The organism is Methylobacterium sp. PvP105, from assembly GCF_017876975.1.
Lineage (GTDB): Bacteria > Pseudomonadota > Alphaproteobacteria > Rhizobiales > Beijerinckiaceae > Methylobacterium > Methylobacterium radiotolerans.
Map to the genome: position 1 here is coordinate 2470371 of NZ_JAGIPA010000001.1, position 21846 is coordinate 2492216.

The 21846-nt window shown below is 68.9% G+C and carries 24 protein-coding genes and 2 tRNA genes; 12 read left to right on the top strand and 14 right to left on the bottom strand.

Translation table 11 applies throughout. The features are described 5' to 3' along the window. Window positions 1–141 precede the first annotated feature (141 nt). On the top strand, window positions 142–1149 hold the full coding sequence (locus J3A75_RS11840; RefSeq protein ID WP_209650921.1) for a magnesium and cobalt transport protein CorA: 1008 nt from the start codon (window positions 142–144) through the stop codon (window positions 1147–1149). A 93-nt stretch (window positions 1150–1242) separates the two neighbouring features. Here J3A75_RS11840 and J3A75_RS11845 read toward each other — a convergent pair whose 3' ends face one another. Next, the gene (locus J3A75_RS11845; RefSeq protein ID WP_209650239.1) at window positions 1243–3156 is read right to left on the bottom strand and encodes a potassium transporter Kup; all 1914 of its coding nucleotides are present in this window, start codon (window positions 3154–3156) and stop codon (window positions 1243–1245) included. A 250-nt stretch (window positions 3157–3406) separates the two neighbouring features. Here J3A75_RS11845 and J3A75_RS11850 point away from each other — a divergent pair, with 250 nt between their 5' ends. Together J3A75_RS11850 and J3A75_RS11855 are read left to right on the top strand one after the other, a co-directional pair. Next, window positions 3407–3652, top strand: a complete 246-nt coding sequence (locus tag J3A75_RS11850; RefSeq protein WP_209650240.1) for a hypothetical protein — start codon at window positions 3407–3409, stop codon at window positions 3650–3652. Window positions 3653–3983: 331 nt separating this feature from the next. After that, the gene (locus tag J3A75_RS11855; protein ID WP_209650241.1) at window positions 3984–4586 is read left to right on the top strand and encodes a MucR family transcriptional regulator; all 603 of its coding nucleotides are present in this window, start codon (window positions 3984–3986) and stop codon (window positions 4584–4586) included. 265 nt (window positions 4587–4851) lie between these two features. Here J3A75_RS11855 and J3A75_RS11860 read toward each other — a convergent pair whose 3' ends face one another. After that, a complete protein-coding gene (locus J3A75_RS11860) occupies window positions 4852–5118 on the bottom strand; it encodes a hypothetical protein (RefSeq protein ID WP_209650242.1) in 267 nt (88 codons plus the stop codon). A gap of 199 nt (window positions 5119–5317) precedes the next feature. After that, on the bottom strand, window positions 5318–5935 hold the full coding sequence (locus J3A75_RS11865) for a PAS domain-containing protein (RefSeq protein WP_312892390.1): 618 nt from the start codon (window positions 5933–5935) through the stop codon (window positions 5318–5320). A gap of 286 nt (window positions 5936–6221) precedes the next feature. On the opposite strand from J3A75_RS11865, the gene J3A75_RS11870 reads away from it, so the two are divergent. Next, window positions 6222–6419: a hypothetical protein gene (locus J3A75_RS11870; RefSeq protein ID WP_070999142.1), complete on the top strand. Its 198-nt coding sequence runs from the start codon at window positions 6222–6224 to the stop codon at window positions 6417–6419. A 63-nt stretch (window positions 6420–6482) separates the two neighbouring features. Here J3A75_RS11870 and J3A75_RS11875 read toward each other — a convergent pair whose 3' ends face one another. The 8 genes from J3A75_RS11875 to J3A75_RS11910 all read right to left on the bottom strand — a co-directional run bounded on the left by J3A75_RS11875 (window position 6483) and on the right by J3A75_RS11910 (window position 10908). After that, complete coding sequence (locus tag J3A75_RS11875; protein ID WP_070999144.1) at window positions 6483–7181, bottom strand: thermonuclease family protein; 699 nt, start codon at window positions 7179–7181, stop codon at window positions 6483–6485. A 43-nt stretch (window positions 7182–7224) separates the two neighbouring features. After that, window positions 7225–7632 (bottom strand): hypothetical protein, encoded by a 408-nt coding sequence (locus J3A75_RS11880; protein ID WP_070999145.1) that lies wholly within the window; start codon window positions 7630–7632, stop codon window positions 7225–7227. Window positions 7633–7640: 8 nt separating this feature from the next. Next, window positions 7641–7973, bottom strand: a complete 333-nt coding sequence (locus J3A75_RS11885; RefSeq protein WP_127991225.1) for a DUF6883 domain-containing protein — start codon at window positions 7971–7973, stop codon at window positions 7641–7643. A gap of 1 nt (window position 7974) precedes the next feature. Then, entirely contained in the window at window positions 7975–8223 is a 249-nt protein-coding gene (locus J3A75_RS11890; RefSeq protein WP_070999147.1) for a DUF4926 domain-containing protein, read from the bottom strand. A 231-nt stretch (window positions 8224–8454) separates the two neighbouring features. Next, window positions 8455–9372: a hypothetical protein gene (locus J3A75_RS11895; protein WP_209650243.1), complete on the bottom strand. Its 918-nt coding sequence runs from the start codon at window positions 9370–9372 to the stop codon at window positions 8455–8457. 419 nt (window positions 9373–9791) lie between these two features. Next, a tRNA-Ile gene (locus J3A75_RS11900) sits at window positions 9792–9867 on the bottom strand. Between the two features lie 68 nt (window positions 9868–9935). Continuing rightward, window positions 9936–10454: a hypothetical protein gene (locus J3A75_RS11905; protein WP_127991222.1), complete on the bottom strand. Its 519-nt coding sequence runs from the start codon at window positions 10452–10454 to the stop codon at window positions 9936–9938. A gap of 378 nt (window positions 10455–10832) precedes the next feature. Then, a tRNA-Glu gene (locus tag J3A75_RS11910) sits at window positions 10833–10908 on the bottom strand. Between the two features lie 117 nt (window positions 10909–11025). Between J3A75_RS11910 and cobU the strand changes: the two genes are divergently transcribed. The 5 genes from cobU to J3A75_RS11935 all read left to right on the top strand — a co-directional run bounded on the left by cobU (window position 11026) and on the right by J3A75_RS11935 (window position 15351). Then, window positions 11026–11583: a bifunctional adenosylcobinamide kinase/adenosylcobinamide-phosphate guanylyltransferase gene (gene cobU / locus J3A75_RS11915; RefSeq protein WP_029359428.1), complete on the top strand. Its 558-nt coding sequence runs from the start codon at window positions 11026–11028 to the stop codon at window positions 11581–11583. Continuing rightward, complete coding sequence (gene cobO, locus J3A75_RS11920; protein WP_029359427.1) at window positions 11580–12182, top strand: cob(I)yrinic acid a,c-diamide adenosyltransferase; 603 nt, start codon at window positions 11580–11582, stop codon at window positions 12180–12182. The genes cobU and cobO overlap by 4 nt, the downstream gene beginning before the upstream one ends. A gap of 23 nt (window positions 12183–12205) precedes the next feature. Beyond that, on the top strand, window positions 12206–13648 hold the full coding sequence (locus J3A75_RS11925; RefSeq protein ID WP_076730191.1) for a cobyric acid synthase: 1443 nt from the start codon (window positions 12206–12208) through the stop codon (window positions 13646–13648). 78 nt (window positions 13649–13726) lie between these two features. Further along, window positions 13727–15073: an MFS transporter gene (locus J3A75_RS11930; protein WP_012318456.1), complete on the top strand. Its 1347-nt coding sequence runs from the start codon at window positions 13727–13729 to the stop codon at window positions 15071–15073. A gap of 101 nt (window positions 15074–15174) precedes the next feature. Next, on the top strand, window positions 15175–15351 hold the full coding sequence (locus J3A75_RS11935) for a hypothetical protein (RefSeq protein ID WP_012318457.1): 177 nt from the start codon (window positions 15175–15177) through the stop codon (window positions 15349–15351). A 19-nt stretch (window positions 15352–15370) separates the two neighbouring features. Here the strand turns inward: J3A75_RS11935 and J3A75_RS11940 are convergent, their stop codons facing one another. Beyond that, window positions 15371–16285 carry an NAD(P)-dependent oxidoreductase gene (locus J3A75_RS11940; RefSeq protein WP_012318458.1) on the bottom strand — a complete coding sequence of 305 codons (915 nt, stop codon included), beginning with the start codon at window positions 16283–16285 and terminating at the stop codon, window positions 15371–15373. A 119-nt stretch (window positions 16286–16404) separates the two neighbouring features. Then, entirely contained in the window at window positions 16405–17400 is a 996-nt protein-coding gene (gene cbiB / locus J3A75_RS11945; RefSeq protein WP_012318459.1) for an adenosylcobinamide-phosphate synthase CbiB, read from the bottom strand. Here cbiB and cobD point away from each other — a divergent pair. Continuing rightward, on the top strand, window positions 17392–18426 hold the full coding sequence (gene cobD, locus J3A75_RS11950; protein ID WP_029361211.1) for a threonine-phosphate decarboxylase CobD: 1035 nt from the start codon (window positions 17392–17394) through the stop codon (window positions 18424–18426). The two genes, cbiB and cobD, sit on opposite strands and share 9 nt — an antisense overlap. Here cobD and J3A75_RS11955 read toward each other — a convergent pair. After that, entirely contained in the window at window positions 18419–19594 is a 1176-nt protein-coding gene (locus J3A75_RS11955) for an MFS transporter (protein WP_012318461.1), read from the bottom strand. The two genes, cobD and J3A75_RS11955, sit on opposite strands and share 8 nt — an antisense overlap. Before the next feature lie 334 nt (window positions 19595–19928). On the opposite strand from J3A75_RS11955, the gene J3A75_RS11960 reads away from it, so the two are divergent. Beyond that, window positions 19929–20120: a hypothetical protein gene (locus J3A75_RS11960; RefSeq protein ID WP_012318462.1), complete on the top strand. Its 192-nt coding sequence runs from the start codon at window positions 19929–19931 to the stop codon at window positions 20118–20120. A gap of 276 nt (window positions 20121–20396) precedes the next feature. Continuing rightward, entirely contained in the window at window positions 20397–21806 is a 1410-nt protein-coding gene (locus tag J3A75_RS11965; RefSeq protein WP_012318463.1) for a malonyl-CoA decarboxylase, read from the top strand. The last annotated feature ends 40 nt before the right edge of the window (window positions 21807–21846 follow it).

The window sequence follows — 21846 nt, forward strand, 5'->3', positions numbered from 1 at the left end:
GGCCTCTGTTGAGCCGGGGCAACACACTCGACGTCCGTCAAGTCCCGCCCCTGATCGGGCTTTTGTGCATGCGACCCTAGGCGCATCTGAACCGTTGCAGTCGCCGGGCGCCAAAGTCGGCGATTCGAAGGGGGGCGGATGATGCTCGCGAAAACCAATGCCGTTGCCCCGCCGAAGACGCCGGGGGTGGTGATGGCCGCAGCCTACGCCGACGGACGGCGCGTGGCGGACGTGGACATCGGGCAAGCCGGCGAATGGGCGCGCAAGGACGGGCATCTCGTCTGGATCGGCCTCTACGAGCCCTCGACCGAGTTGCTGGCGGACATCCAGGGTCAGTTTGGCCTGCACCCCCTCGCCATCGAGGACGCCCAGAGCGCGCACCAGCGGCCCAAGCTCGAACGCTACGGCGACTGCCTGTTCGTCGTCGCCCGCACGGCCCAACTCGTTGATGGCCGCATCGCGCTCGGCGAGACGCACCTGTTCGTCGGGCGAGGCTTCGTGGTGACGGTGCGCCACGGAGCCTCGGTCTCCTACGCCTCGGCCCGCGAGAAGGCGGAAGCTTGTCCCAAGCTCCTGGCGCACGGCGAGGACTACATCCTCCACACGGTGCTCGACTTCATTGTCGACAACTACGCGCCCGTGATGGAGTCGGTGCTGGCCGAGGTGGAGGCCATCGAAGACCGCATCCTTAGGCGCGAGTTGCTGGCCGCAGAGGTCGAGCGACTTTACCAGTTGCGGCGCGATCTCCTGCGGCTGCGCTCCGCTGTGGTGCCCCTGGTCGAGGTCTGCCGGAAGCTGGAACACGGCGACCTCGTGGCCATCGACGAGGAGATGCAGCCCTTATTCCGGGACGTGTCCGACCACCTGCGGGGAGTGCAGGACGAGATCGACGCGATGCGCGAGGTGCTGGCCTTCGCCTTCGAGGCGAGTCTGATGCTGGGACAGGCGCAGCAAACCGTCATCACGCGTCGGCTCGCTGCTTGGGCGGCGATCCTCGCGGTGCCGACCGCGATAGCGGGTATCTACGGCATGAACTTCGATAATATGCCCGAGCTAAAGTGGCGCTATGGCTACTATGTCGTGCTGGCCGGCATCCTTGGCGCCTGCACCCTCCTGTACTGGCGCTTCCGCAAGAGTGGCTGGCTCTGACGCGACAGTCTTCGACAGCAGGATTGAGGCCCGGCGCTCGCATATGGGCCGCGCAAGCAAGCCAGGAACAGCGCGCCCATGACACGCACGCCGTCAGATGTCGATCCGGGCACCGATTTCAACGGCCCTTTCCGCCGGGATGCGGAAGTAGCGCGAGGCGTCCGTCGCAGCCCGAGCCATCGCGATGTAGAGCCGGTCCTGCCAAACCGGCATGCCGGTCTCTGACGAGGGCACCAAGACACGGCGCGTTAGGAAGTAGGACAGAGCGTCAGCGTCGAACCCGGCCACGGCCAGGGCGCGAGGCAGGTCCGGCAATTCCATGAACCCGAACCGCACGCTCACGCAGGTGAAGACGTCCGAGAGCGGCTTGACCGTGACGCGCTCCGCCTCCGGAACGCGTGGCAGGTCGTCGGTAACGACGTGCAGGATGAAGTTGCGAGCATGCAGCACGTGGTTGTGCTTCACGTTGTGCATCAAGGCCCCAGGCGTGTCGCCCGGCGAGCCGGTCAGGAATACGGCCGTGCCCGGTGCGCGCAGGACCGAGCCGGCCTCGGCCATCCGAGTGAAATTCGACAAGGGCACGCGGCGCCGGTGGATCTCCGCGGCGATTAGGGCCGAGCCGCGCCGCCACGTCCACATCGCCGTGACCAGCGCCGCTCCAATGGTCAGAGGTACCCAGCCGCCGTGAAGCAGCTTGAGCGCGTTGGCCGACAGGAACACGAGCTCGATGAGCAGGAACGGCGCGATGACGAGCGCGGCGACTGCGGCGGGCCAGCGCCAGAACCTCCAGGCAACGACGAAGACGAGGATGGCTGTGATTACCATGTCTCCAGTCACCGCAATGCCGTAGGCCGCCGCCAGCGCGCTCGACGACTTGAACAGCACCGCCAAGAACACGACGGCCACGAGCAGCCACCAATTCACCCGCGGGATATAGATCTGGCCCTTTTCCGTCTCGGATGTTCGCTGAACCCGCATGCGCGGCAACAGGCCCAGTTGCATAGCTTGCTGCGTGATTGAGAAAGTGCCGGTTATGACAGCTTGACTGGCGATGATGGTCGCCACGGTAGCAAGTAGCACCATCGGCAGCAGAGCCCAGGAAGGATATAGCAGGAAGAAGGGGTTCTCGATGTACTCGGGATGGGCCAGGAGCATCGCGCCCTGGCCTAGGTAGTTGAGAGCGAGTGCCGGCAGGATGAGACCGAACCAAGCCGCGCGGATCGGCGAACGGCCGAAATGGCCCATGTCGGCGTAGAGGGCTTCGGCCCCGGTCACGGCCAGGAAGACGGCGCCCAGCGCTAGCAGGCCGGCCGTGCCGTGGTTGAGCAGGAAGCTGATCCCGTAGGCCGGATTGAAGGCCGCCAGGATGCTCAGGTCGTCGACGAGATGGCCGAGACCGCCGAGCGCCATGACGATGAACCAGAATGCCGTGATCGGCCCGAAGAAGGTCGCAACGCGGGCCGTGCCGTGACTCTGGACCGCGAACAGTCCAATCAGGATGGCGAGGCTGAGCGGCAGCACGTACGGCTCGAAGGCGGGGGTGACGAGCTTCAACCCCTCCACGGCGGAGAGGACCGAGATCGCCGGGGTGATGATGGCGTCGCCGTAGAACAGCGCGACGCCCACCATGCCAAGTACGATGACCGGCCCCCCGGTATGGCCGAGCGCCCGCTGCGCAAGGGCAACGAGGGAAGGGGTGCCGCCTTCGCCCTCGTTGTCTGCTCGCATGACGAGCAGCACGTATTTGAGCGTGACGATAAGGATGAGCGCCCACAGGATCAGTGAGACGACCCCGAAGACCATGTCGCGTGTTGGGGCGTGCGCGCCGCCGGCCGCGGCGTGCAGGGACTCCTTGAGAGCGTAGAGTGGGCTCGTCCCAATATCGCCGTAGACGACGCCGACGGATCCGAGCGTCAGGGCCCAGAACGAGGTCTTGGAGCCATGGCCTGCATCGGCCGGCAGCTGCGTCCGCGCCGTTGCGAACCCGGTTGTACCAGGTGCAGGCATCTATGGGTTCCTCTGTCCGCGATCCGAGGCCATTCGGGTCCGGGCGTAAACGGTCGATAGCTCCTGAACGTTCGCCCGAGCCGAAGCGTGCGATGTACGCCTATGCGCATCGCAGCACGGGGCGCCGCTTACGGCGTAGAGACACCGCGCTGGCAGGCATGGCCTGGCTCCGTTGTGCCCGCGTAACCACCCTCGGGCACCACGGGGCGCGCCTCAACGTTATGGCACGCCACCACTTTCTGGAGCCTCCATGCTGAACCCCTTCTGTGCCGCGTTCCTGCTCGCCATCGAGGCGCAGAAGGTGATTGAGTTGAGGCTGGTGCGGATCGCTTGGGGCGGGGCAGAGGCGCAGGCCGAAATGATGTCGATGGTAGGCGAAAAGGTCGTGGCTGCGATGGAGGCCTCCAACACGCTGCTTGCTGGCGGCACTTATGACCAGGTCGTTGCTCGCTACCGGCAGTTGGTCGCGGACAATACGCGGCGCCTGACGGCGTAAGCAGGAGCTCGAGACCAGCGAGCAAAGCGCCATGACCCGGTCGGTGTGCTGCAGCATCGTCAACGATGCCGCATTCAGGCCTGAGCCGCAGCGAGCCAAGTCTCCAGAGATCACGCGAGGAGACGGCGTGACGACAGATTTCGGTATCGCTGAGCCGAGCGTCGAGGGAGACCTCAGCTAGCGAAGTTGAGCGAGCGTTGCTGCTGATACACGTCAGATATTCTCCAAGAAAAATGTTGATGCTGGTCGCAATATCGTAAAATTCCACAAATATCCCTTGACTACGGCCCGCACCGGTCCCGTTCGTGGTGCGCCCACTGAGGAGTTGCAAATGGACGAGACCGCCTCAATTTCTGCGTCGGAACAGACCAATTTCATCGAACTCACCTCCGACATCGTTGCAGCTTACGTGTCAAAGAATTCTGTTCGGCCGGCTGACCTTCCGGCTCTCCTAGCCGAGGTTCACGGCGCGCTCTCTGGGCTCAATGGCCCCTCTGCTTCTGCCGAGCCCAAGATGGAGAAAGCGACGCCCTCGCAGATTCGTAAATCGATCACCCCGGACGCGCTGATCAGCTTCATCGACGGCAAGCCGTACAAGACACTCAAACGCCATCTGACCGGCGCCGGCCTGACGTTTGAGGAGTACCGGGAGCGCTTCGGCCTACCGCGGGACTACCCGACCACGGCGGCCAACTACTCAGCCATGCGAGCCGAGTTCGCTCGCAACGCGGGGCTGGGGACACAGCGCCGGAACGCGGCCCCGAAGGCTGCTGCCGCCGATGAGACGGTTGCGAAGGCTGCTGCCGCCGATGAGACGGTTGCGGAGGCTCCCAAGACTCGTGGTCGGAAGAAGATGGCCGAGCCCGCGCCTGCGCCCGCTGAGAAACCTGCCCGCGCTCGTAAGTCGAAGAAGGCTGCTGTCGCAGCGGAGTAAGGCTGCCCAGCACCCTAAGCGTCGACCCCTCCAAACCGCCCGGCTCCGGCCGCGGCGGTTTTTTTGTGCCGGTGGCCTGCCGCTTGCGATGACCCGACGTTTCCTCCCGACTTCAGCCCCGCCGGCACCGCCGCGCGGGGCTTTTCTTTACCTATGTCGCCTTATGGTTGCACCGGATCCAGGCGCTTGCCCCCACTTGCCTCGGATCTGGGAAGGCCCGCCTGGTTCGCCGGCGCGGGCTTTTTCCTGGGCGATACCGCGGTGGTCAATGCCGTGCTTGGGGCCGATTGCCAGCGAAGGCTGCCATGCCGTCCGTCTCGACCATCGCGGTGAAGGCCTCATAAGCCTCCTGATCCGTGGCGAAGGTATTAGCCCAAGCGATGCAGCCGCCTGACGACAGGTCAATCACGACCAGCTGCCAGGGATCCTGCATGCCGGCATAGCGGTAGATCTCGACGTCGACGGCTCCGCCATCGAAGCGGAATGTGCCGGACAAGGGCGAGTGCTCGAACTCCCGGTCCTCATCGTCCATTCCCGCCTCGGATCTCGTCCGACGCGCACCCAGGCGCGTGCGTCTCCACCTCAGACAATTCTGGGGCCAATGCGAGCATGGTCCGGTAACCGCCACCCGCCATCCTACCCGCGAGCCAAGTTGCATATCGGCTCGGCTCACTCGCTGGTGAGATCAGGCGCTTCCCCAGTGCTCAGTGAACTAACCAGACACTCCCTCGTCAGTTCATGCGCCGGCGCCGGTCCTGCACTTGTCGTTGAGCGAGCTTGCGACCGAGCGCCATAAGCAATGCATCCGCGCAGGCCTTCAGCTCAGGATCCTGCAACTCAACGATCGCCTCCTGTGCGTTGATGGCGTGCTCCGCTGCCCTGTCCAGCGGCGCTTCGTCTGGGAAAGCCTCCGTCTCGTCGAGCGCGTCCTCGTCCTTTCGCACACGAGTGATGTCCACAAGGATGCCGCTTCCGCGCATGAGCCGGCCGGCGTCATCGTTGAAGAACCGGCCACGCGCCAACACCCACCGGACTGCGCCATCGCCCGAAATCACGCGGTATTCCGTGAGGAACGGAGCGCCCTCCGAGGCGCTGCGCCGAGCCACAGAGCGGACCCTCTCGCAATCGTCGGGATGGATGGCTGCGACATAGGCCTCGGCAGAAACGCCGCTCTCCGTGTCACCGGGATCAACATTGAACAGCTGCGCGATGAAGCCGTCGACAACTACGCGGCCACCTATGACGTCGCACTGCCACCGGCCGATTAAGTCCTGCTCATCGAGCGCGGATTGAAGCGCTTGGTAGGGGGACCTACCATCCAAGGAGTTGAGTTTCGGCACGAGCAACACGCTGGCAATCTGCGCTGGGTAGGGTGTGCCGTGTCGCACGCCACAACTTCTATGAGCAAGCTTTGCGCTAGCGCACCCGTTGCGCATTGCGCGCAATCAAATAGGATACAACTGACCGGAACCTAGACAAGAGGCGCCTTTTGCGCCCGCTCGGAGAACTATGGGATCTAAGGCACGCCCGCTCAGCGATCCGTCTTCGGACGCGTCCCATCGGGATGGAGCTCGCGGAGCCGCAGCGCTTCGGCAGGAGAGGACAGAGCGGCTGCTGAAGCGGATCGCCGAGGCGATGCAGGTGCCCACGTCTGCGTTCTACAAGCCATCGAACGCCGTCGATGCGGGAACGCCGACCTCTACTGGCTCCACCGCTGCAATCGCGAGCGAGGCTGAATGCGCGGAGTTGCTGGCCGCCTTCATTCTCGTTAGCGATCCTGAGGATCGGCGCAGGCTCTTGGAGCTTGTGCAGAAGATGGCTGAGCGAGGCTGAGGTCAACTCGGCGCCCCCCGCCCCGTGAGCAGATCGGGGCAGAGCCGAGCGGAGCAGAACGGATCAGCCTCGCGCCGCTCGCCAGCCCGCCGCCTTCGCCTCGTCCTCGCTGCAGAACATGCGCTCACCGGACTTGGTGGTGATGACGGTTCGGTCGTAGTCCCGCGTCCCGGGCAGGTGGTAGATCTTGTCGCCATTGCGCGAGATGTTGCCCTTGATCGCGCACACGGCCTGCGTGGGCGCCGGAGCGGCCGCCGGGGGCTTCTCCATCTCCGGCCGGGTCTCGATCCCACTCGCGCGCTTGGCGCGCCTCCAGTCCGACGGAGGGTCGAAGGTGCCGGCCCAGAGCCCGCGCTTCAGCGCCCTCGCGGTGGTCTCGGCCCCGACGTAGTCGCGGGAGTAGCGCTGGTAAGCCGTGGCGTAGCCGTGACTCACCATCCAGGCGTTCAGGTCCTCCTCGCCCTTCCGGCACACGGCAACGGTGCGGCCGTATCGGTCGGTGTCGCGGGGCTCGCACGAGATGTTCGCCTCGCCGATCCGGTCCGCCAGCGCGAGCGCCGCCACCTGCCCGCAGCGATAGGACTTGCCGGCTGCGTCCTGGCAGAGCTGCGCGCTCTCCGGCGCGTCGATGCCGTGCAGGCGGATGCGGGTCCCGCGGATCACCACCGTGTCGCCGTCCGTGACCGAGGCGCGGCCGACGATCGGTTCTGCAGCCAGGGACGGACCGGTGAGCAGCAGGAGGGCGACGAGGGCTGTGCGCATCCCGCCAGGATAGAGGCGCTGCTGGCGCCGGCAACCAAAGGCTTCACCGATGCCGAGGTGAGCTCATATCGATCTCGGGCGTGTGGACGATCGTCACGCCGTCCTCGAAGCCGGCGCCGGTCGGAACGAACGTCACGTCGAAGGTGCAGCTCGCCTTGGCGAGCGCCGCGAGCCCGTTGCACGGGCCGATCAGTCTCTCGGCAATCGCTTCCGTCGTCCCGCCGCCGAGACCGGAGGCATCCAGCCGCAGCTGCTGGCCGCCCACCGTGGCCTCGCAGATGAACCCGCCCGGTCCGGGGTCGACGCACCGGATCCCACGGACGATGACCGTTTCGCCGCGGTGCCCTTTTGGCTCAGCGAGCATCTGGCTGACGGTCAGAGTGACCTTGCCTACCGCCTGAGCCTCGCCAGCCGCGACGACGAGAGCGAGGGCGGCGAAGGCTGTGCGCATACGAAGCTTCAAATGGCCGTGATGAAGGTCGCTACGCGGGTTGGGTCTGTGTATTGAAGCTGCCAGATAGATTGCACGTTCTGCGCCGGCCCCTTCGGTGTCAAAAGCGAGCCGCGGAAATATATTCTACTGCTGTCAACCACCTCGATGTACCCTTGATAGTTGCCGAGGCTGGTGTGCATAAACAGAGCGTGCTCCAAGACGCCTGGGTGCTGCGGATCAAAACCAAGATCTAGAAAGAATTTCGCGCGATCTGGTTTCTGTCCGGCCTTATTGAGCAGAAATCCAGTGATTTTTCTCGGATTGATGTAGAATCCGAGTGGCCACGGAACATAGGTCACTTCAGTCCGCTCGCCGCACCAGTCCGATATCTTGATGCCTGACCGTGACTATGCCGTCGTAGTCGTTAAACTCGACATCGTAGGCATAGCCGTCAGCGTACACTGCCACCACCGTGCCCCGTGTTCCGGCCTTGAACTTGCGACCTTCTAGCACGCGATCATCGATGAGGGCGACGACATCAAGGTCATCGATATCGAATCGCCGAGGACGCTCGTAGCTCTGGAACTGGACCGGCTCTTGGTAGGACATGGTCGTCCCGCGTGTTGCAGGGCTACAACCTGTAGCAGTCACGAGCCTTCCGCAAGTGCGGCAGTGCAACGCCCTGTTCGTGGCCTCGCTCGGCGACGCGCAGACGTATAAGCCTGGCGCGGCGCGGGCTGTGTGCAGAAGTATGAGCTTATGGAGTGGCCGCGCTCGGCATCCCGGCTACGGGTGCGAATGGAACACAGGTCAGATCAGGCGCACGGCTCGTCTGATAGGTCAACTTATAACCCTGCGATTAGTAAGTCCTCTCAGCTGCTTGTTCTTCCTTCTGTAATTTTCAAGTCTATGTATAATATCCTTCGATATATATCGATGGAATGTGGTTGTACTATTTTCTTTTCTAACAAGAATTGGCGACTCATTTGCGTACCTTGGCTCTTGATTTTGGTATAGTGCAAGAGCTGCATGCAGAACATCGCGCCTTGCTGTCAGGTGCAAGTCAATGCCATCCCTGAGATGTTGATGAACCTCACTTACACCGTCGATCCCATCCCTGATTAAATCCTTAGCGTCTCTTCCTTGAATTTCCGATGTTTTGTCGCGCAATGATCGATCGATTTTTGGATCGCCAATTATACTATCGATATTAATCCTTGCTCGAAGATCGTAATAACTCAACACTTTGTCGTTTGTTCTCGTTGATGACGCGCCAACGCTGAAATCTTCGACAGCGTAGCCTGCATGCTGTGAGTAGTTTCGAATTTGCTCAAGCAAAAAATAGCCTGTATTTGTCGCCTTAACGGTCTCGCTTTTTTCGGAAATTGAAGCTACAAGGTTCGATTTTCTTCCGAACATAGCAATCAATTGCTTGCGAGTATGATCAATATACATCTTTGCTGCAGACAGGAGGTTCAGGAGTCGCCTATTAATTAAACTTGTCTGCCCGAAAAAAACCTCATCCGTGATTTCGAAAAGCATATGCCGAGCGGCGATTTCGATTAACTCACGCTCGAACTCGTAATAGTTTTCTACAACGGTGTCATATTTCTCTTCAATTAAAATCACATTCACATAGAAAGCATGCGCTTCTGCCACTTCGGTAAAAGTTTCTCTACTTATGGCAATCGACTTAGATGAGCCCAGGACACTTCCTGTAAGATAGAACTGTTGTCCACTCGCTTCATCAGCTCGCATCAGATGCTACCTCCCTCAGCCGCACCCCAGGCCCCTCACCGTTCTCGTCGATGAATATGACGCTGGCGGTTGCTGGTATAGCCGTTGCACGTCCTGTCCGACCGCCCCCACCCCACAGGAAGGCTTTGTCATGCCGACCAGGAGCCAAGATCCGGCCGAGTACAGCACGCTCGCCGAGCGGTGTGCGATCGCGATCGCCGACGCACACTGGTTCCGCAACATGGCGACCCGGGCGTTGCGGGACGGGAAGCCTAGGGGGCGGATCCGCGCCGAAAGGGCACGAACCGCGGCTCGCATCATCCTGATGAGGGCGAAGCAAGACACTGCCATGCATCAAATGATCGTCGAGGCCGCGGCAGCTGGGCGGCAGCCTACCTGACGCCCCGCCTTCAGCGTTTCTTCAACGACGCAAAGAAGATTGGTGGGCCCGGCAGGACTTGAACCTGCAACCAGACCGTTATGAGCGGTCGGCTCTAACCGTTGAGCTACAGGCCCCGCGTCCGCATAGCCCTCGCGGCCCTGCAAATTCAACCTGTCGACAGGGCCGCGTAGGACTGTCGGGCCTATTCCGCGGCCTCAGCCCTCTCGCTGTCTTCCTGATCGTCCTCAGTCCGATCGTCCTCAACGGCGCCTTCGTCCGCTGCGTTCGCCGCCGGAGCGCCGGTCCGGTACTTATCGCCCTGCCGCTCCAATTCGCCGCTGTTAGCCATCACGCTGAGGTACGTGTTCAAGGTGTTGGCCGCCACATCTGTCAGGCGCTCGCTGATCTCGGCGTGCGTCAGACCCTCAGAGCCAGCTTCCTCAAGAAGCGCTTTCAACCGCCCCTTGGCAGAGTTGGCGCGCGGTCCCCGGGGACCACGGCTACCACGAGGCCGGTCCTCACTCGCCGGCGCGCGACGGCGAGTTGACAGATCGTCGGCAGGCTCGTCCAGCGGTGCGCCTTCCACGATAGATGCAAGTGACCGCTCAGCCAGGCGGAGCTTCGTCAGCTCGCCGCTCAAGCGCTCGTACTCAGCCTCAAGGCTCTCGCGCTGGTGCCTCACGTTGGCCAAGGCCTTCGCGAGCGTGTCGTCATTTGCCATCGGTGACTCGACTTCTTCCTTCTTGGCGCTCGGGATCAGAGGCGCGGTTGCAAACCGTATCATTGCGCGCCCCTGGTTCTCGCGATGCTGAACGTGACGCCTGCCCGAAGTTTCTCAACGTCGCACGGCATGCCGCCACGCTTCGTGGATGCGATCTCCCGGCCAATTGATTCCGCCGCGGCTCCGGGACGAACCGCAAACGACAACGGCATCGTGGTCGTGTGAAACCGCAAGGTCGCGCCACTGCATAGGCGGCCACGCTAGCAGCGTCTCACACGTAGACGCGCTCAGGCAGCACCCACACACGCTGTTGAGATCGGCTGTGTGAGACGCCAGTGTGAGCCGCGTCAGCAATTTCAGCTAAGTGCTTGATTTTGCTGGCGCGCCCTACGGGAATCGAACCCGTGTTTTCGCCGTGAAAGGGCGACGTCCTGGACCGCTAGACGAAGGGCGCTCTGGCTGGGCCGGGGTTCTATAGTCGGACCGGAGACGCCCGGCAACCGTCCAGGCGCGGCACAGGTGCCACAGGTCCCGAGTTTGACCGCGCGCCGGGTTGGGGCGATGGAGAGCCATGCCCCAGCCCACCCCTCGCATGACCCTCGTCCTCGGCGGGGCGCGGTCCGGCAAGAGCGCCTACGCGGAAGGGCTGATCGAAGCCTGTCCCGGCCCGTGGCTCTACCTCGCCACCGCCCAGGCCTTCGACGACGAGATGGTCGACCGCATCGCCCAGCACCGCGCGCGGCGCGGCGGCGCCTGGCGCACCCGCGACGTGCCGCTCGCCCTGCCGGAGGCGGTCGCCGAGGCCGAGGGACCGGTCCTGGTGGACTGCCTCACGCTCTGGCTCACCAACCTGATCCTGGCGGAGGCCGACGTGGCGCAGGCGACGGCGCGGCTCCTCGCCGCCTGCGCCGACGCCCCAGGCCCGCTCGTGCTGGTCGGCAACGAGGTCGGGCTCGGGATCGTCCCCGACAACGCCCTCGCCCGGCGCTTCCGCGACGCCGCCGGCCGCCTCCACCAGCAACTCGCCGCGCGGGCCGACCGGGTCGTGCTCACCGTGGCCGGCCTGCCGCTGCTCGTGAAGCCGCAGCCCCCTCAGACACAAGTCCACCCGACAGGAGCCTCCGCATGAGCGACGACGCCGCGCGCCACCGGGAGAAGATGGAGAAGCGCAAGGCCGTCCAGGACGCCGAGGTGGCCGCCAAGACCCTCGAGAAGGGCCTCCTCCTGGTCCATACCGGCCCCGGCAAGGGCAAGAGCACGGCGGCTCTGGGGCTGATGCTGCGGGCGCTCGGCCGCGGCTGGCGGGTCGGCATGGTGCAGTTCATCAAGGGCGGCTGGGACACGGGCGAGCGCCACGCCGTGGCGGCCTTCGGCGACCGGGTCGCGTGGCACACCCTCGGGGAGGGGTTCACCTGGGAGACCCAGGACAAGGCCCGGGACATCGCCGCCTGCCGCCACGCCTGGGACGTCGCCGCGGGGCTGATGGCCGATCCCACGATCCGCCTGCTCGTCCTCGACGAGCTGAACATCGCGCTGCGCTACGACTATCTCGACCTCGACGCGGTGCTGGCCGCCCTGCGCGCGCGCCGGCCGGACCTGCACGTCGTGGTCACCGGCCGCAACGCCAAGCCGGCCCTGATTGAGGCCGCCGACCTCGTCACCGAGATGGGCAGCGTCAAGCACCACTTCGCCGCCGGCGTGAAGGCGCAGGAAGGGATCGAGTTCTGAGCCCGCCGCGCGCGAAGGCCCTGATGATCCAGGGCACCGGCTCCGATGTCGGCAAGTCGCTGATCGTGGCGGGGCTGGCGCGCGCCTTCACGGAGCGGGGCCTGAGGGTCCGGCCGTTCAAGCCGCAGAACATGTCGAACAACGCCGCCGTCACCGCCGACGGCGGCGAGATCGGCCGGGCGCAGGCGCTCCAGGCCCGCGCCGCCCGGGTGGCGCCCTCCGTGCACATGAACCCGGTCCTGCTGAAGCCGCAGAGCGAGGTCGGCTCCCAGGTGGTGGTGCAGGGCCGGATGGTCGCCACCGTGAAGGCGCGCGACTACCAGGCCTGGAAGCCCCGGCTGATGTCCGCCGTCCTGGACAGCTTCTCGCGCCTCGCGGAAGACGCCGACCTCGTCCTCGTCGAGGGCGCGGGCTCCGCCTCCGAGGTCAACCTGCGCGCGGGCGACATCGCCAATATGGGCTTCGCCCGGGCCACCGACACGCCGGTGGTGCTGGTCGGCGACATCGACCGGGGCGGAGTCATCGCGAGCCTCGTCGGCACGAAGGCGGTGATCGACCCCGAGGACGCCGCGCTGATCGCCGGCTTCCTCGTCAACCGGTTCCGGGGCGATCCGAGCCTGTTCGCCGACGGCATGCGGCTGATCGCCGAGCGCACCGGCTGGGCGGCGCTCGGCCTCGTGCCGCACTTCCCCGGCGCCGCGCGCCTGCCGGCCGAGGACGTGCTGGGCCTCGCCGGCTCGGAAGCGCGCGGACCGGGCTCCGTCACGGTGGCGGTGCCGGTGCTGCCGCGCATCGCCAATTTCGACGATCTCGACCCGCTGCGGGCGGAGCCGGGCGTGTCCGTGGTCCTGGTCCGGCCCGGCACGCCGATCCCCGCCGAGGCCGCCCTCGTGCTGCTGCCGGGCTCGAAGACCACGATCGACGACCTGGAGGCCTTCCGCCAGGAGGGCTGGGACGTCGACCTGCGCGCCCATGTCCGCCGGGGCGGCCGGGTGCTCGGCCTGTGCGGCGGCTACCAGATGCTGGGCAAGAGCCTCGCCGACCCGCACGGGATCGAGGGGGCGCCGCGCACGGTGCCGGGCCTCGGGCTCCTCGACGTCGACACCGTGATGACGCCGGAGAAGCGCCTCGCCGCCGTCACCGGCGCGAGCCTGCCCGACGGCGTGCCGTTCTCCGGCTACGAGATGCATATCGGCGCGACCGCGGGCCCCGACACGGCCCGGCCGCTGCTGCGCCTCGCCGACGGCCGCCGGGACGGGGCGGTCTCGGCGGACGGGCGCGTGGCCGGGACCTACGTCCACGGCCTGTTCGCCGACGACGCCCAGCGGGCGGCCTGGCTCGCGCGCCTCGGCACCCTCTCGGAGGGCGCCGGCTACGAGGCCGGGGTCGAGGCGGCCCTCGACGGCCTCGCGCGACACATCGCGGCCCATGTCGACTGCGACCGCCTCCTGGCGCTTGCCCGGTAGCCGGGGCCTGAGCCAGGGATTACTCCGTGTCATGCCGGCCCCGCCACGAAGGGCCGCACGCGCTCGGAGGAACGCCCCATGCCGCCCACGCCGTCCCCCGCCGGGGAGGATCTCGCCGCGAGCACCGTCCGGACCGTGACCCTGCGGCTGATGCCGCTCCTCGGCCTGCTCTACCTGATCGCCTATATCGACCGGCAGAACGTCTCCTACGCCAAGCTGGAGATGGTCGGCAGCCTCGGCCTCTCCGAGACCGCCTACGGCCTCGGGGCCTCGCTGTTCTTCCTCGGCTACTTCCTGTTCGAGGTGCCGGCCAACGTCTTCCTGGAGCGGGTCGGCGCGCGGATCTGGTTCGCCCGGATCATGATCACCTGGGGGATCGTCACCGTCCTGCTGGGCTTCACCCAGGGCACAGCGATGTTCTACGTGCTGCGCTTCCTGCTCGGCGCCGCGGAGGCCGGCTTCTTCCCCGGCGTGCTTTTCGCCCTCACGCTCTGGTTCCCCCAGACCCACCGGGCGCGGATGATCGGCTGGTTCATGATCGCGAGCGCCGTCGCCAACGCGGTCGGCGCGGCGGTCGGCGGGGCGCTGCTCGGCCTCGACGGGCTGCTCGGCCTCCAGGGCTGGCAATGGGTGTTCCTGGCCACCGGCGCGCCGGCGATCCTCATGGCCGCGGTGGTGCTGTTCGTCCTGCCGGACGGCCCCGAGACCGCGCCCTGGCTGTCGCAGGCCCAGCGCGACTGGCTCGCCCGCACGCTCCGGGCCGAGCGCGAGGACGGCGGCCACGTCGACCACGGCAACCCGTTCGCGGCGCTCCTCGACCGGCGGGTGCTGATGCTCGCCGGGGTCTACGTCTCGCTGCCGCTCGCCGCCTACGGCCTGGGCTACTGGCTGCCGACCGTGGTCAAGGGCTTCGGCGTCTCGAACCTGACCAACGGCTTCCTCAACATCATCCCGTGGATGGCGACGGCCTTCGCCCTGTGGTGGGTGCCGCGCCACGCCGCCCGCACGGGCGCGCAGGGCAACGCGCTGACCTGGCACGTGGTCGGACCGGCCCTGGTCGGGGCGGCGGGCCTCGCGCTCAGCGTCGTCCTGCCGGGCAACGCCGTGAAGTTCGCCTGCCTGTGCGTGGCCGCGGCCGGGACCTTCGCGGCCCAGCCGGTCTTCTGGTCGATGCCCGGGACGTTCCTGCGCGGCGCCTCGGCGGCCGCCGGGATCGCGGCGATCAACTCGGTGGGCAATCTCGGCGGCTTCGTGGCCCAGAACGCCGTGCCCTTCATCCGCGACCAGACCAAGAGCGACCTCGTGCCGATGCTGTTCCTGGCCGCCTGCCTGGCCCTGGGCGCCGGCCTCATGTTCGTGGTCCTCTCGGCCCTGCGGCGGGACGCGGCGCGGCGGTCGGTCCCGGCCGGCGCGCGACCGGCCTGAACACGGGCCGGGTTCGTGCGTTATCCTTCCTCAGGCCGGATTGTCCGGCAGGATGATGCCGACCCGCGCGTCCGCGGGCCATCGTCGAGGAGGGCACCGCGATGAGCCAGGGATTCCCGCTACTGATCCTCGCCTTCGGCACGCTCGGCGGCATCTGGTTCCTGGCCGCCGCGGCCCGGAAGCAGGTCGCCGACGCCAAGGGCAGCCCGGAGCGCTCGAACCTGATCCACCACCACGGCGGCGCGCCGCGGCCGAACATGCCGGGCACCGAGCACTGAGGATCGCGCGGCCGATCCCTCAGCCGGCGGCGATCCGCCGGCAATGCGCGAGGGCGGCGCCGATCAGGTTGTCGCTGGCCTCGGGCGTGCGGAACGCCGAGTGCGCCGACAGGGTGACGTTCGGCAGGCTCGCCAGCGGGTGATCCGCCGGCAGGGGCTCGACCGTGAACACGTCGAGCCCGGCCCGCGCCACCTGGCCGGTGCGCAGGGCCTCGACCAGGGCGGCCTCGTCGAGCACCGCCCCGCGGGCGGTGTTGATCAGCATCGCGCCGGGCTTCATCGCGGCGATCCGCGCGGCCGACAGGAAGCCGCGCGTCGCGTCGGTGAGGAGCAGGTGGAGCGAGACCACGTCGCTCTCGGCGAGCAGGCGGTCGAGGGGGACGAAGTCGACGCCGGGATGGGCCTTCGGTGTCCGGTTCCAGGCGAGCACCCGCATGCCCACGCCCCGGCAGAGGCGCGCCATCTCGGCGGCGATCCCGCCGAACCCGACGAGGCCGACGGTCTTGCCGGTGAGCTGGATCCCCTCCGTGCGCAGCCAGGATCCGGCGCGCATCGCCCGGTCCATCTCGGGCAGGCCGCGGGCGGCGGCCCACATCAGCGCGAAGGCGCACTCGGCGACCGCCGTGTCGCCGTAGCCCTTGATGGTGTGGACGGTGACGCCGAGCGCGTCCCGGAGCGCCTCCGGGTCCATGTAGCTGCGGGCGCCGGTGCCGAGGAACACGACGTGCTTCAGGCCCGCGCAGGCCCGGGCCACGTCGAGGGGGAGGGCGGTGTGGTCGATCACCGCGGTCTCGGCGCCGTCGAGGATCGCGGGCAGATCCTGCGGCGCGATGCCGGGATCCGCGTGGATCGCGAAGGGCGGGTCGTCGGGGCGCAGCAGCCGCCGGGCCACCGCCGCCAGGGTCTCGCTGGCGTCCACGAACACAGCGCGCATCGGCGTCTCCCTCATCCGGCCCCGTCCGGCCCCGTCCGGCCACGATGCGTCCGGTGCGCGGGCCGTGCCAAGGCCCGATCGGGGCATGCCGCCGTCCCGGCGCGCGGAGCGAAGACGGCTCAGCCCGCCAGGGTCAGGCAGAGCCCGAGGAGCGCCAGCACGAGCCCGCCCTGGAGCCAGCAGGCCGTCCGGTAGAGGGTCAGGGCCCGGGCGATGTCGTCGGCCGCGGCCGCGTCCCGGCCGTCGCCCATATGGGCGTCCGGGACGAGGGTGCCGTCGTAGACCCGCGGCCCCGCGAGCCGCAGGCCCAGCGCGCCGGCCATGGCGGATTCGGGCCAGCCGGCATTCGGCGAGCGGTGCCGGCGCGCGTCCCGGGCCATCGCCCGGAGCGCCCCGCGGGCGTCGGCGCCCCGCAGGGCCGCCGCCCCGGCGATCAGCAGGCCCGCGAGCCGGGAGGCCGGCAGGTTCACGCCGTCGTCGAGCCGCGCGGCCGCCCAGCCGAAGGCCTCGTAGCGCGGGCTGCGGTGGCCGATCATGCTGTCGGCGGTGTTGATCGCCTTGTAGAGGGCGCCGCCCGGCAGGCCGAGGCAGCCGATCCAGAAGGCCGGCGCCACGATCCCGTCGGAGAAGTTCTCCGCCAGGCTCTCGATCGCGGCCCGGCAGACCGCCGCCTCGTCGAGGCGGTCCGGGTCGCGCCCGACGATCATCGCCACAGCCCGGCGCCCCGCCTCCAGGCCGCCCGCGCGCAGGGCCGTCTCCACGGCGGCGACGTGCTGGTGCAGGCTGCGCTGCGCCGGCAGGCTGGCGCAGATCAGGCCGAGGAGGAGCAGGGCGGGGAGGGGGCCGGCGAGCCCCGCCAGCGCCGCGACGGCGAGGGCGGCCGAGCCGACCGCGGCGAGGAGCAGCGCCAGCGCGAGGCAGCCGGCGGCCCGCCGCCGGCGCGCCGAGCCGCGGTTGAGACCGCGCTCCAGGGCGGCGATCAGCCGGCCGATCCAGGTGACAGGGTGACCGGCCGCCCTGTAGAGCGCGTCGGGATAGCCGGCCGCCGCCTCGATCCCGAGGGCGACGGCGAGGACGGCGAGCGTGTCGGCAAACGTACCGGGCAGATGGACCATTCGGTGTGGAGCGTTCCCGCGCGTGAGGTCGCCCCGATCGCGCATGGCGGCGATCTCGGCGGACTCCGACAAGCCTTTCCCGACGCGCCGGAGCCCTGGCTCGACCTCTCGACGGGGATCAACCCGGTCCCCTATCGCGTGCCCGCACTGGAGGCCAGCGCCTGGACGCGCCTGCCCGAGGCCGCCGAGGTCCGCGCCCTCCGGGAGGCCGCCGCCGCGGCCTACGGCGCGCCGGATGCCGACCACGTCGTGCCCGCGCCCGGCACCCAGATCCTGATCGAGACCCTGCCCCGGCTCCTGGCCCCGACCGAGGTCGCGGTGGTCGGGCCGACCTACGCCGAGCACGCCGCCGCCTGGGCGCGGGCCGGGCACGCGGTGGCGGAGGTCGCGGGCGTCGACGCCCTCGGCGAGGCCCGGGCGGCGGTGCTCGTCGATCCCAACAACCCGGACGGGCGGACCCACCCGCTGGCCGAGCGCCGGGCGCTCGCCGCGGCGCTCAACCGGCGCGGCGGCCTGCTCGTCGCCGACGAGGCCTTCGCCGACCTGGAGCCGGTGGAGAGCCTGTGCCCTCACGTCGCCGCACCGGACTCGGCGCCGGGCCTCGTGGTGCTGCGCTCCTTCGGCAAGACCTACGGGCTCGCCGGCCTGCGCCTCGGCTTCGCGGTCGCCGAGCCCGGCACGGCGGCCCGGATCGCCGAGGCCCTCGGACCCTGGGCGGTGTCGGGCCCCGCCCTGGCGATCGGGCGCGCGGCCCTGTCGGACGCGGGCTGGCGCGCCGAGGCCGCCCGGGCCCGGGCCGCGGACGCGGGCCGCCTCGACCGGATGATCGCCCGGGCCGGCGGCCGCGTCGTCGGCGGCACGTGCCTGTTCCGGACCGCCGATTTCCCCGACGGGCCGGACCTCTACCGGCGGCTGGCGGCGTCCGGGATCGCGGTACGGCGCTTCGCCGGGCGCCCGGAGCGCCTGCGCTTCGGCCTGCCGCCCGACAGGGCGGGCTGGTGCCGGCTGTCGCGGGTGCTCAGGTAGGCCGCGCCCCCGGCGGGTGCGGGTCGCGGGCCGCCACGATCACGGCCAGCGCCGAGAAGGCGAGGCCGACCGCGCAGACGCCCGGCCAGCCGACGAGCAGGAAGGCCTGCGAGCCGGCGTAGGCGCCGAGCGCCCCGAACACGAACAGGGTCGTGAACAGCACGGTGTTGATGCGGCCCCGCGCCCCCGGGACCAGCGCGTAGGCCCGCGTCTGGTTGGCGATGAGCGCGCCGTTCATGCCGATGTCGATGAGCAGCACGCCGAGCGCCACCGCGGCGAGCGACCAGGTGCCCCCCGCCCAGAGCACCGCGAAGGAGAGGGCGACCAGCAGGCTGCCGCCGAGGACGACGGGCTTCGCCCCCCGCCGGTCGGTGAAGCGGCCCGAGATCGGCGCCACGAAGGCCCCGCAGACGCCGATCACCCCGAACAGCCCGGCCCCGGCGGCGGTGAGGCCGAAGGGCGGCCCCTCGACCAGCAGGGCCAGGGTCGCCCAGAAGGCGTTGAAGCCCGCGAACAGCAGCGCCTGCGACAGGCTCGCCGTGCGCAGGACCGGCTGGCTGCGGGCGAGGTGGAGGATCGACAGCATCAGGGCGCGGTAGCGCAGCGGGTGCGTCTGCACCGTGTGGGGCAGGGTGGCCCGCGCGATGCCCGCCATGGCGAGCGCCAGCACGGACGCGACCAGGAAGACCGGCCGCCAGCCGAGATGCGCCCCCAGGAAGCCGCTCGCCGTGCGGGCGAGCAGGATGCCGGTGAGGAGCCCGGTCATGACCTGGCCGACGATCCGCCCGCGGCTCGCGTCCGGGGCGAGTTCGGCCGCGAACGGGACCGCCTGCTGGGCCGCGCAGGACAGGACCCCGACCACCAGATGGGCGAGCGCGAGGCAGGCGAGGTTCGGGGCGAGGCCCACGGCGAGCAGCGCCAGGGCGAGGCCGAGGCACTGTCCCACGATCAGGGCGCGGCGCGGCAGGGCGTCGCCGAGCGGCACGAGCCCGACGATGCCGAGCCCGTAGCCGACCAGGGCCGTGGTCGGCACCCACAGGGCGGCGCGGTCGCCGAACTCGGCCACGATCAGGCCGAGCAGCGGCTGGTTGTAGTAGATGTTGGCCACGGCCCCGCCGGCGATCAGCGTCAGGCCGAGCCGGGCCTTCGCGTCGAGGGGCGTGGTCACGGCTGGGTCGGGGGCAGGCAGGCACGCCGCCGCGGAAGGGCCATGGTCGGGTCCGTGTGGGGAGGGTGATCGGAGCCGCGAGCGATACGGGCGGAGCGCGCCGCCGGGCAAGCTGCGGCGATGCATCCCTGCCGGCACACCCCGGGGCCCTTCACCGGGGCCGACGGCGCACCATATGCATCAGACGCAGCCGGCGCTGCCCCCATGCCGGCGGGCGCCGCGGACCGGTGCGCCGGGCGACGAGCCTCGCGAGGTTTACGGACCGGACTACGAACGAGAGGGCGGTTTCGTTCCGCGAGAACGGCGCCGGGGCCGCCGCAGCAGGGAGTACGGGATGCCGAACTACCGCGTCGACTTCGCCAAGGAGATCCTCGGGGTGCCGTTCACGATCGGCTCGGTCGCGATCGCGCGGGCCCGCGATCCCGAGCGCGCCCGCCGCGCCGCGGAGCTGCGATTCGCCCGCCAGCACGGCGTCGGCGACTGGCGCGAGCGGGCGGACCTCGCCACGGTGGCCGAGCGGCTCTGACGGCGCGGCCCTGACGGCGCGACCTGACGACCGACCGCCCGGCTCCGTCGTGCGCCCCCCCGTCACACGATCTTCGTGCCGCTCCCGCACCCTGGGAGCCCCGCGTCGGCGACCGGTCAAGCTCTGGTCGCGGCGGCCGCGGCGCCGTAGAATGGCGGGCGGATCGGGACGCCCGGCGGCGTCCGGATCCGCTTCCGCCCGCGCCCGATCGACGAGCCGGCGTCGCGGGGCCGGCCACGTCTCGAATCCGGGTCGACAGGGGTCAGTGCGAAGGTCATGGCGGCGATCTCCTTCTTCGGCGACCTGCTTCAGACCATCAGCGAGCGCGGCCGCGACCTGATCGGGATCGGCCGCGGCGACATGGGATCCCGGGCCAGCGCCGGCGACCTCGTGAAGCTGTGCGAGGACCTGATCTCCCGGCGCGGCGAGGCCTCCGGGGTGGCGCTGGCCCGCCTGATCCTCGACCGCTACGCGAGCTTCGGCCAGGCCGAGCGCCACGCCTTCCTGCGGGCCATCGCCCTCGACTTCGACGCGGACCACGCCGCCGTCGACGAGGCGATCGCCGCCTACCGCGCCGCCCCCTCCCGCGCCCGCCTCGGCAGCCTGCACGAGGCCGCTGAGCCGCGCAGCCAGGAGCTGATCCGCCGCCTCAACCTCGCCCGCGGCGGCACGCTCAGCCTCGTGCGGATGCGCGAGGACCTGTTCGACCTGCGCCGGGCGCTGCGCGCCGGCGACGAGGCCGACCCGGCCCTGATGGACGCCGTCGACAGCCTCGACTGCGACTTCGAGCACCTGTTCGCCTCGTGGTTCAACCGCGGCTTCCTGGTGCTGCGCCACATCGACTGGACGACGCCGGCGCACATCCTGGAGAAGATCATCCGCTACGAGGCGGTGCACGCCATCTCCGGCTGGGACGACCTGCGCGCCCGCATCGAGCCGCCGGACCGGCGCTGCTTCGCGTTCTTCCACCCGGCGCTCGCCGACGAGCCGCTGATCTTCGTGGAGGTGGCGCTCACCGACCAGATCGCCCCGGCGATCGCCCCGATCCTGTCGCAGGAGCGCAAGCCGCTGCAGCCGCACGCCGCCACGACGGCGGTGTTCTACTCGATCTCGAACTGCCAGAAGGGCCTCGCCGGCGTCACCTTCGGCAACTTCCTGATCAAGCAGGTGGTCGAGGACCTGACCCGCGAGGTCCCGACGCTCAAGACCTTCGTGACGCTCTCGCCGGTGCCGGGCTTCGCCGCGTGGCTGGCGCGGGAGCGCCGGGCCGACAGCCCGCAGGGCCTGCTGCCCGAGGATGTCGAGACCCTGCGGGCGCTGGACGACCCGGCCTGGCCGGCCGACAAGGCCCGGGCCGAGACGGTGCGCCGGGCGCTGATCCCGGCGGCGGCCGCCTATTTCCTGCGCGCCAAGAACGAGCGCGGGCGCCCCCTCGACCCGGTGGCCCGGTTCCATCTCGGCAACGGCGCGCGCCTCGACCGGATCAACTTCCTGGGCGACACGTCCAAGAAGGGGCTGGCCCAGTCCCACGGCCTGATGGTCAATTACCTGTACGACCTCGCCGCCATCGAGCGGAACCACGAGACCTACGCCAATCTCGGCACCGTGGTGGCGGCCCCGGCGGTGACCCGGGAGCTGCGCGCCAAGCTGCCGCCGCCCCGGGCCGTGGTGCTCGCCGAGGCGTAGGGACCCGGCTCTCCGGGCCGCACGGACGGCGGGCCGCCGC

What these genes read in the sequence shown, in the direction of transcription:
- cbiB (WP_012318459.1), bottom strand. Translation starts at nt 17,400, where the DNA reads ATGGTCCATCTGCCCGGTACGTTTGCCGACACGCTCGCCGTCCTCGCC.
- J3A75_RS11935 (WP_012318457.1), top strand. Translation starts at nt 15,175, where the DNA reads ATGAGCCAGGGATTCCCGCTACTGATCCTCGCCTTCGGCACGCTCGGC.
- J3A75_RS11965 (WP_012318463.1), top strand. Translation starts at nt 20,397, where the DNA reads ATGGCGGCGATCTCCTTCTTCGGCGACCTGCTTCAGACCATCAGCGAG.
- J3A75_RS11855 (WP_209650241.1), top strand. Translation starts at nt 3,984, where the DNA reads ATGGACGAGACCGCCTCAATTTCTGCGTCGGAACAGACCAATTTCATC.
- J3A75_RS11880 (WP_070999145.1), bottom strand. Translation starts at nt 7,632, where the DNA reads ATGCGCACAGCCTTCGCCGCCCTCGCTCTCGTCGTCGCGGCTGGCGAG.
- J3A75_RS11930 (WP_012318456.1), top strand. Translation starts at nt 13,727, where the DNA reads ATGCCGCCCACGCCGTCCCCCGCCGGGGAGGATCTCGCCGCGAGCACC.
- J3A75_RS11840 (WP_209650921.1), top strand. Translation starts at nt 142, where the DNA reads ATGCTCGCGAAAACCAATGCCGTTGCCCCGCCGAAGACGCCGGGGGTG.
- J3A75_RS11870 (WP_070999142.1), top strand. Translation starts at nt 6,222, where the DNA reads ATGCAGGTGCCCACGTCTGCGTTCTACAAGCCATCGAACGCCGTCGAT.
- J3A75_RS11845 (WP_209650239.1), bottom strand. Translation starts at nt 3,156, where the DNA reads ATGCCTGCACCTGGTACAACCGGGTTCGCAACGGCGCGGACGCAGCTG.
- J3A75_RS11850 (WP_209650240.1), top strand. Translation starts at nt 3,407, where the DNA reads ATGCTGAACCCCTTCTGTGCCGCGTTCCTGCTCGCCATCGAGGCGCAG.
- cobD (WP_029361211.1), top strand. Translation starts at nt 17,392, where the DNA reads ATGGACCATTCGGTGTGGAGCGTTCCCGCGCGTGAGGTCGCCCCGATC.
- J3A75_RS11860 (WP_209650242.1), bottom strand. Translation starts at nt 5,118, where the DNA reads ATGGACGATGAGGACCGGGAGTTCGAGCACTCGCCCTTGTCCGGCACA.
- J3A75_RS11940 (WP_012318458.1), bottom strand. Translation starts at nt 16,285, where the DNA reads ATGCGCGCTGTGTTCGTGGACGCCAGCGAGACCCTGGCGGCGGTGGCC.
- J3A75_RS11925 (WP_076730191.1), top strand. Translation starts at nt 12,206, where the DNA reads ATGATCCAGGGCACCGGCTCCGATGTCGGCAAGTCGCTGATCGTGGCG.
- J3A75_RS11960 (WP_012318462.1), top strand. Translation starts at nt 19,929, where the DNA reads ATGCCGAACTACCGCGTCGACTTCGCCAAGGAGATCCTCGGGGTGCCG.
- J3A75_RS11905 (WP_127991222.1), bottom strand. Translation starts at nt 10,454, where the DNA reads ATGGCAAATGACGACACGCTCGCGAAGGCCTTGGCCAACGTGAGGCAC.
- J3A75_RS11890 (WP_070999147.1), bottom strand. Translation starts at nt 8,223, where the DNA reads ATGTCCTACCAAGAGCCGGTCCAGTTCCAGAGCTACGAGCGTCCTCGG.
- J3A75_RS11875 (WP_070999144.1), bottom strand. Translation starts at nt 7,181, where the DNA reads ATGCGCACAGCCCTCGTCGCCCTCCTGCTGCTCACCGGTCCGTCCCTG.
- cobO (WP_029359427.1), top strand. Translation starts at nt 11,580, where the DNA reads ATGAGCGACGACGCCGCGCGCCACCGGGAGAAGATGGAGAAGCGCAAG.
- cobU (WP_029359428.1), top strand. Translation starts at nt 11,026, where the DNA reads ATGCCCCAGCCCACCCCTCGCATGACCCTCGTCCTCGGCGGGGCGCGG.
- J3A75_RS11895 (WP_209650243.1), bottom strand. Translation starts at nt 9,372, where the DNA reads ATGCGAGCTGATGAAGCGAGTGGACAACAGTTCTATCTTACAGGAAGT.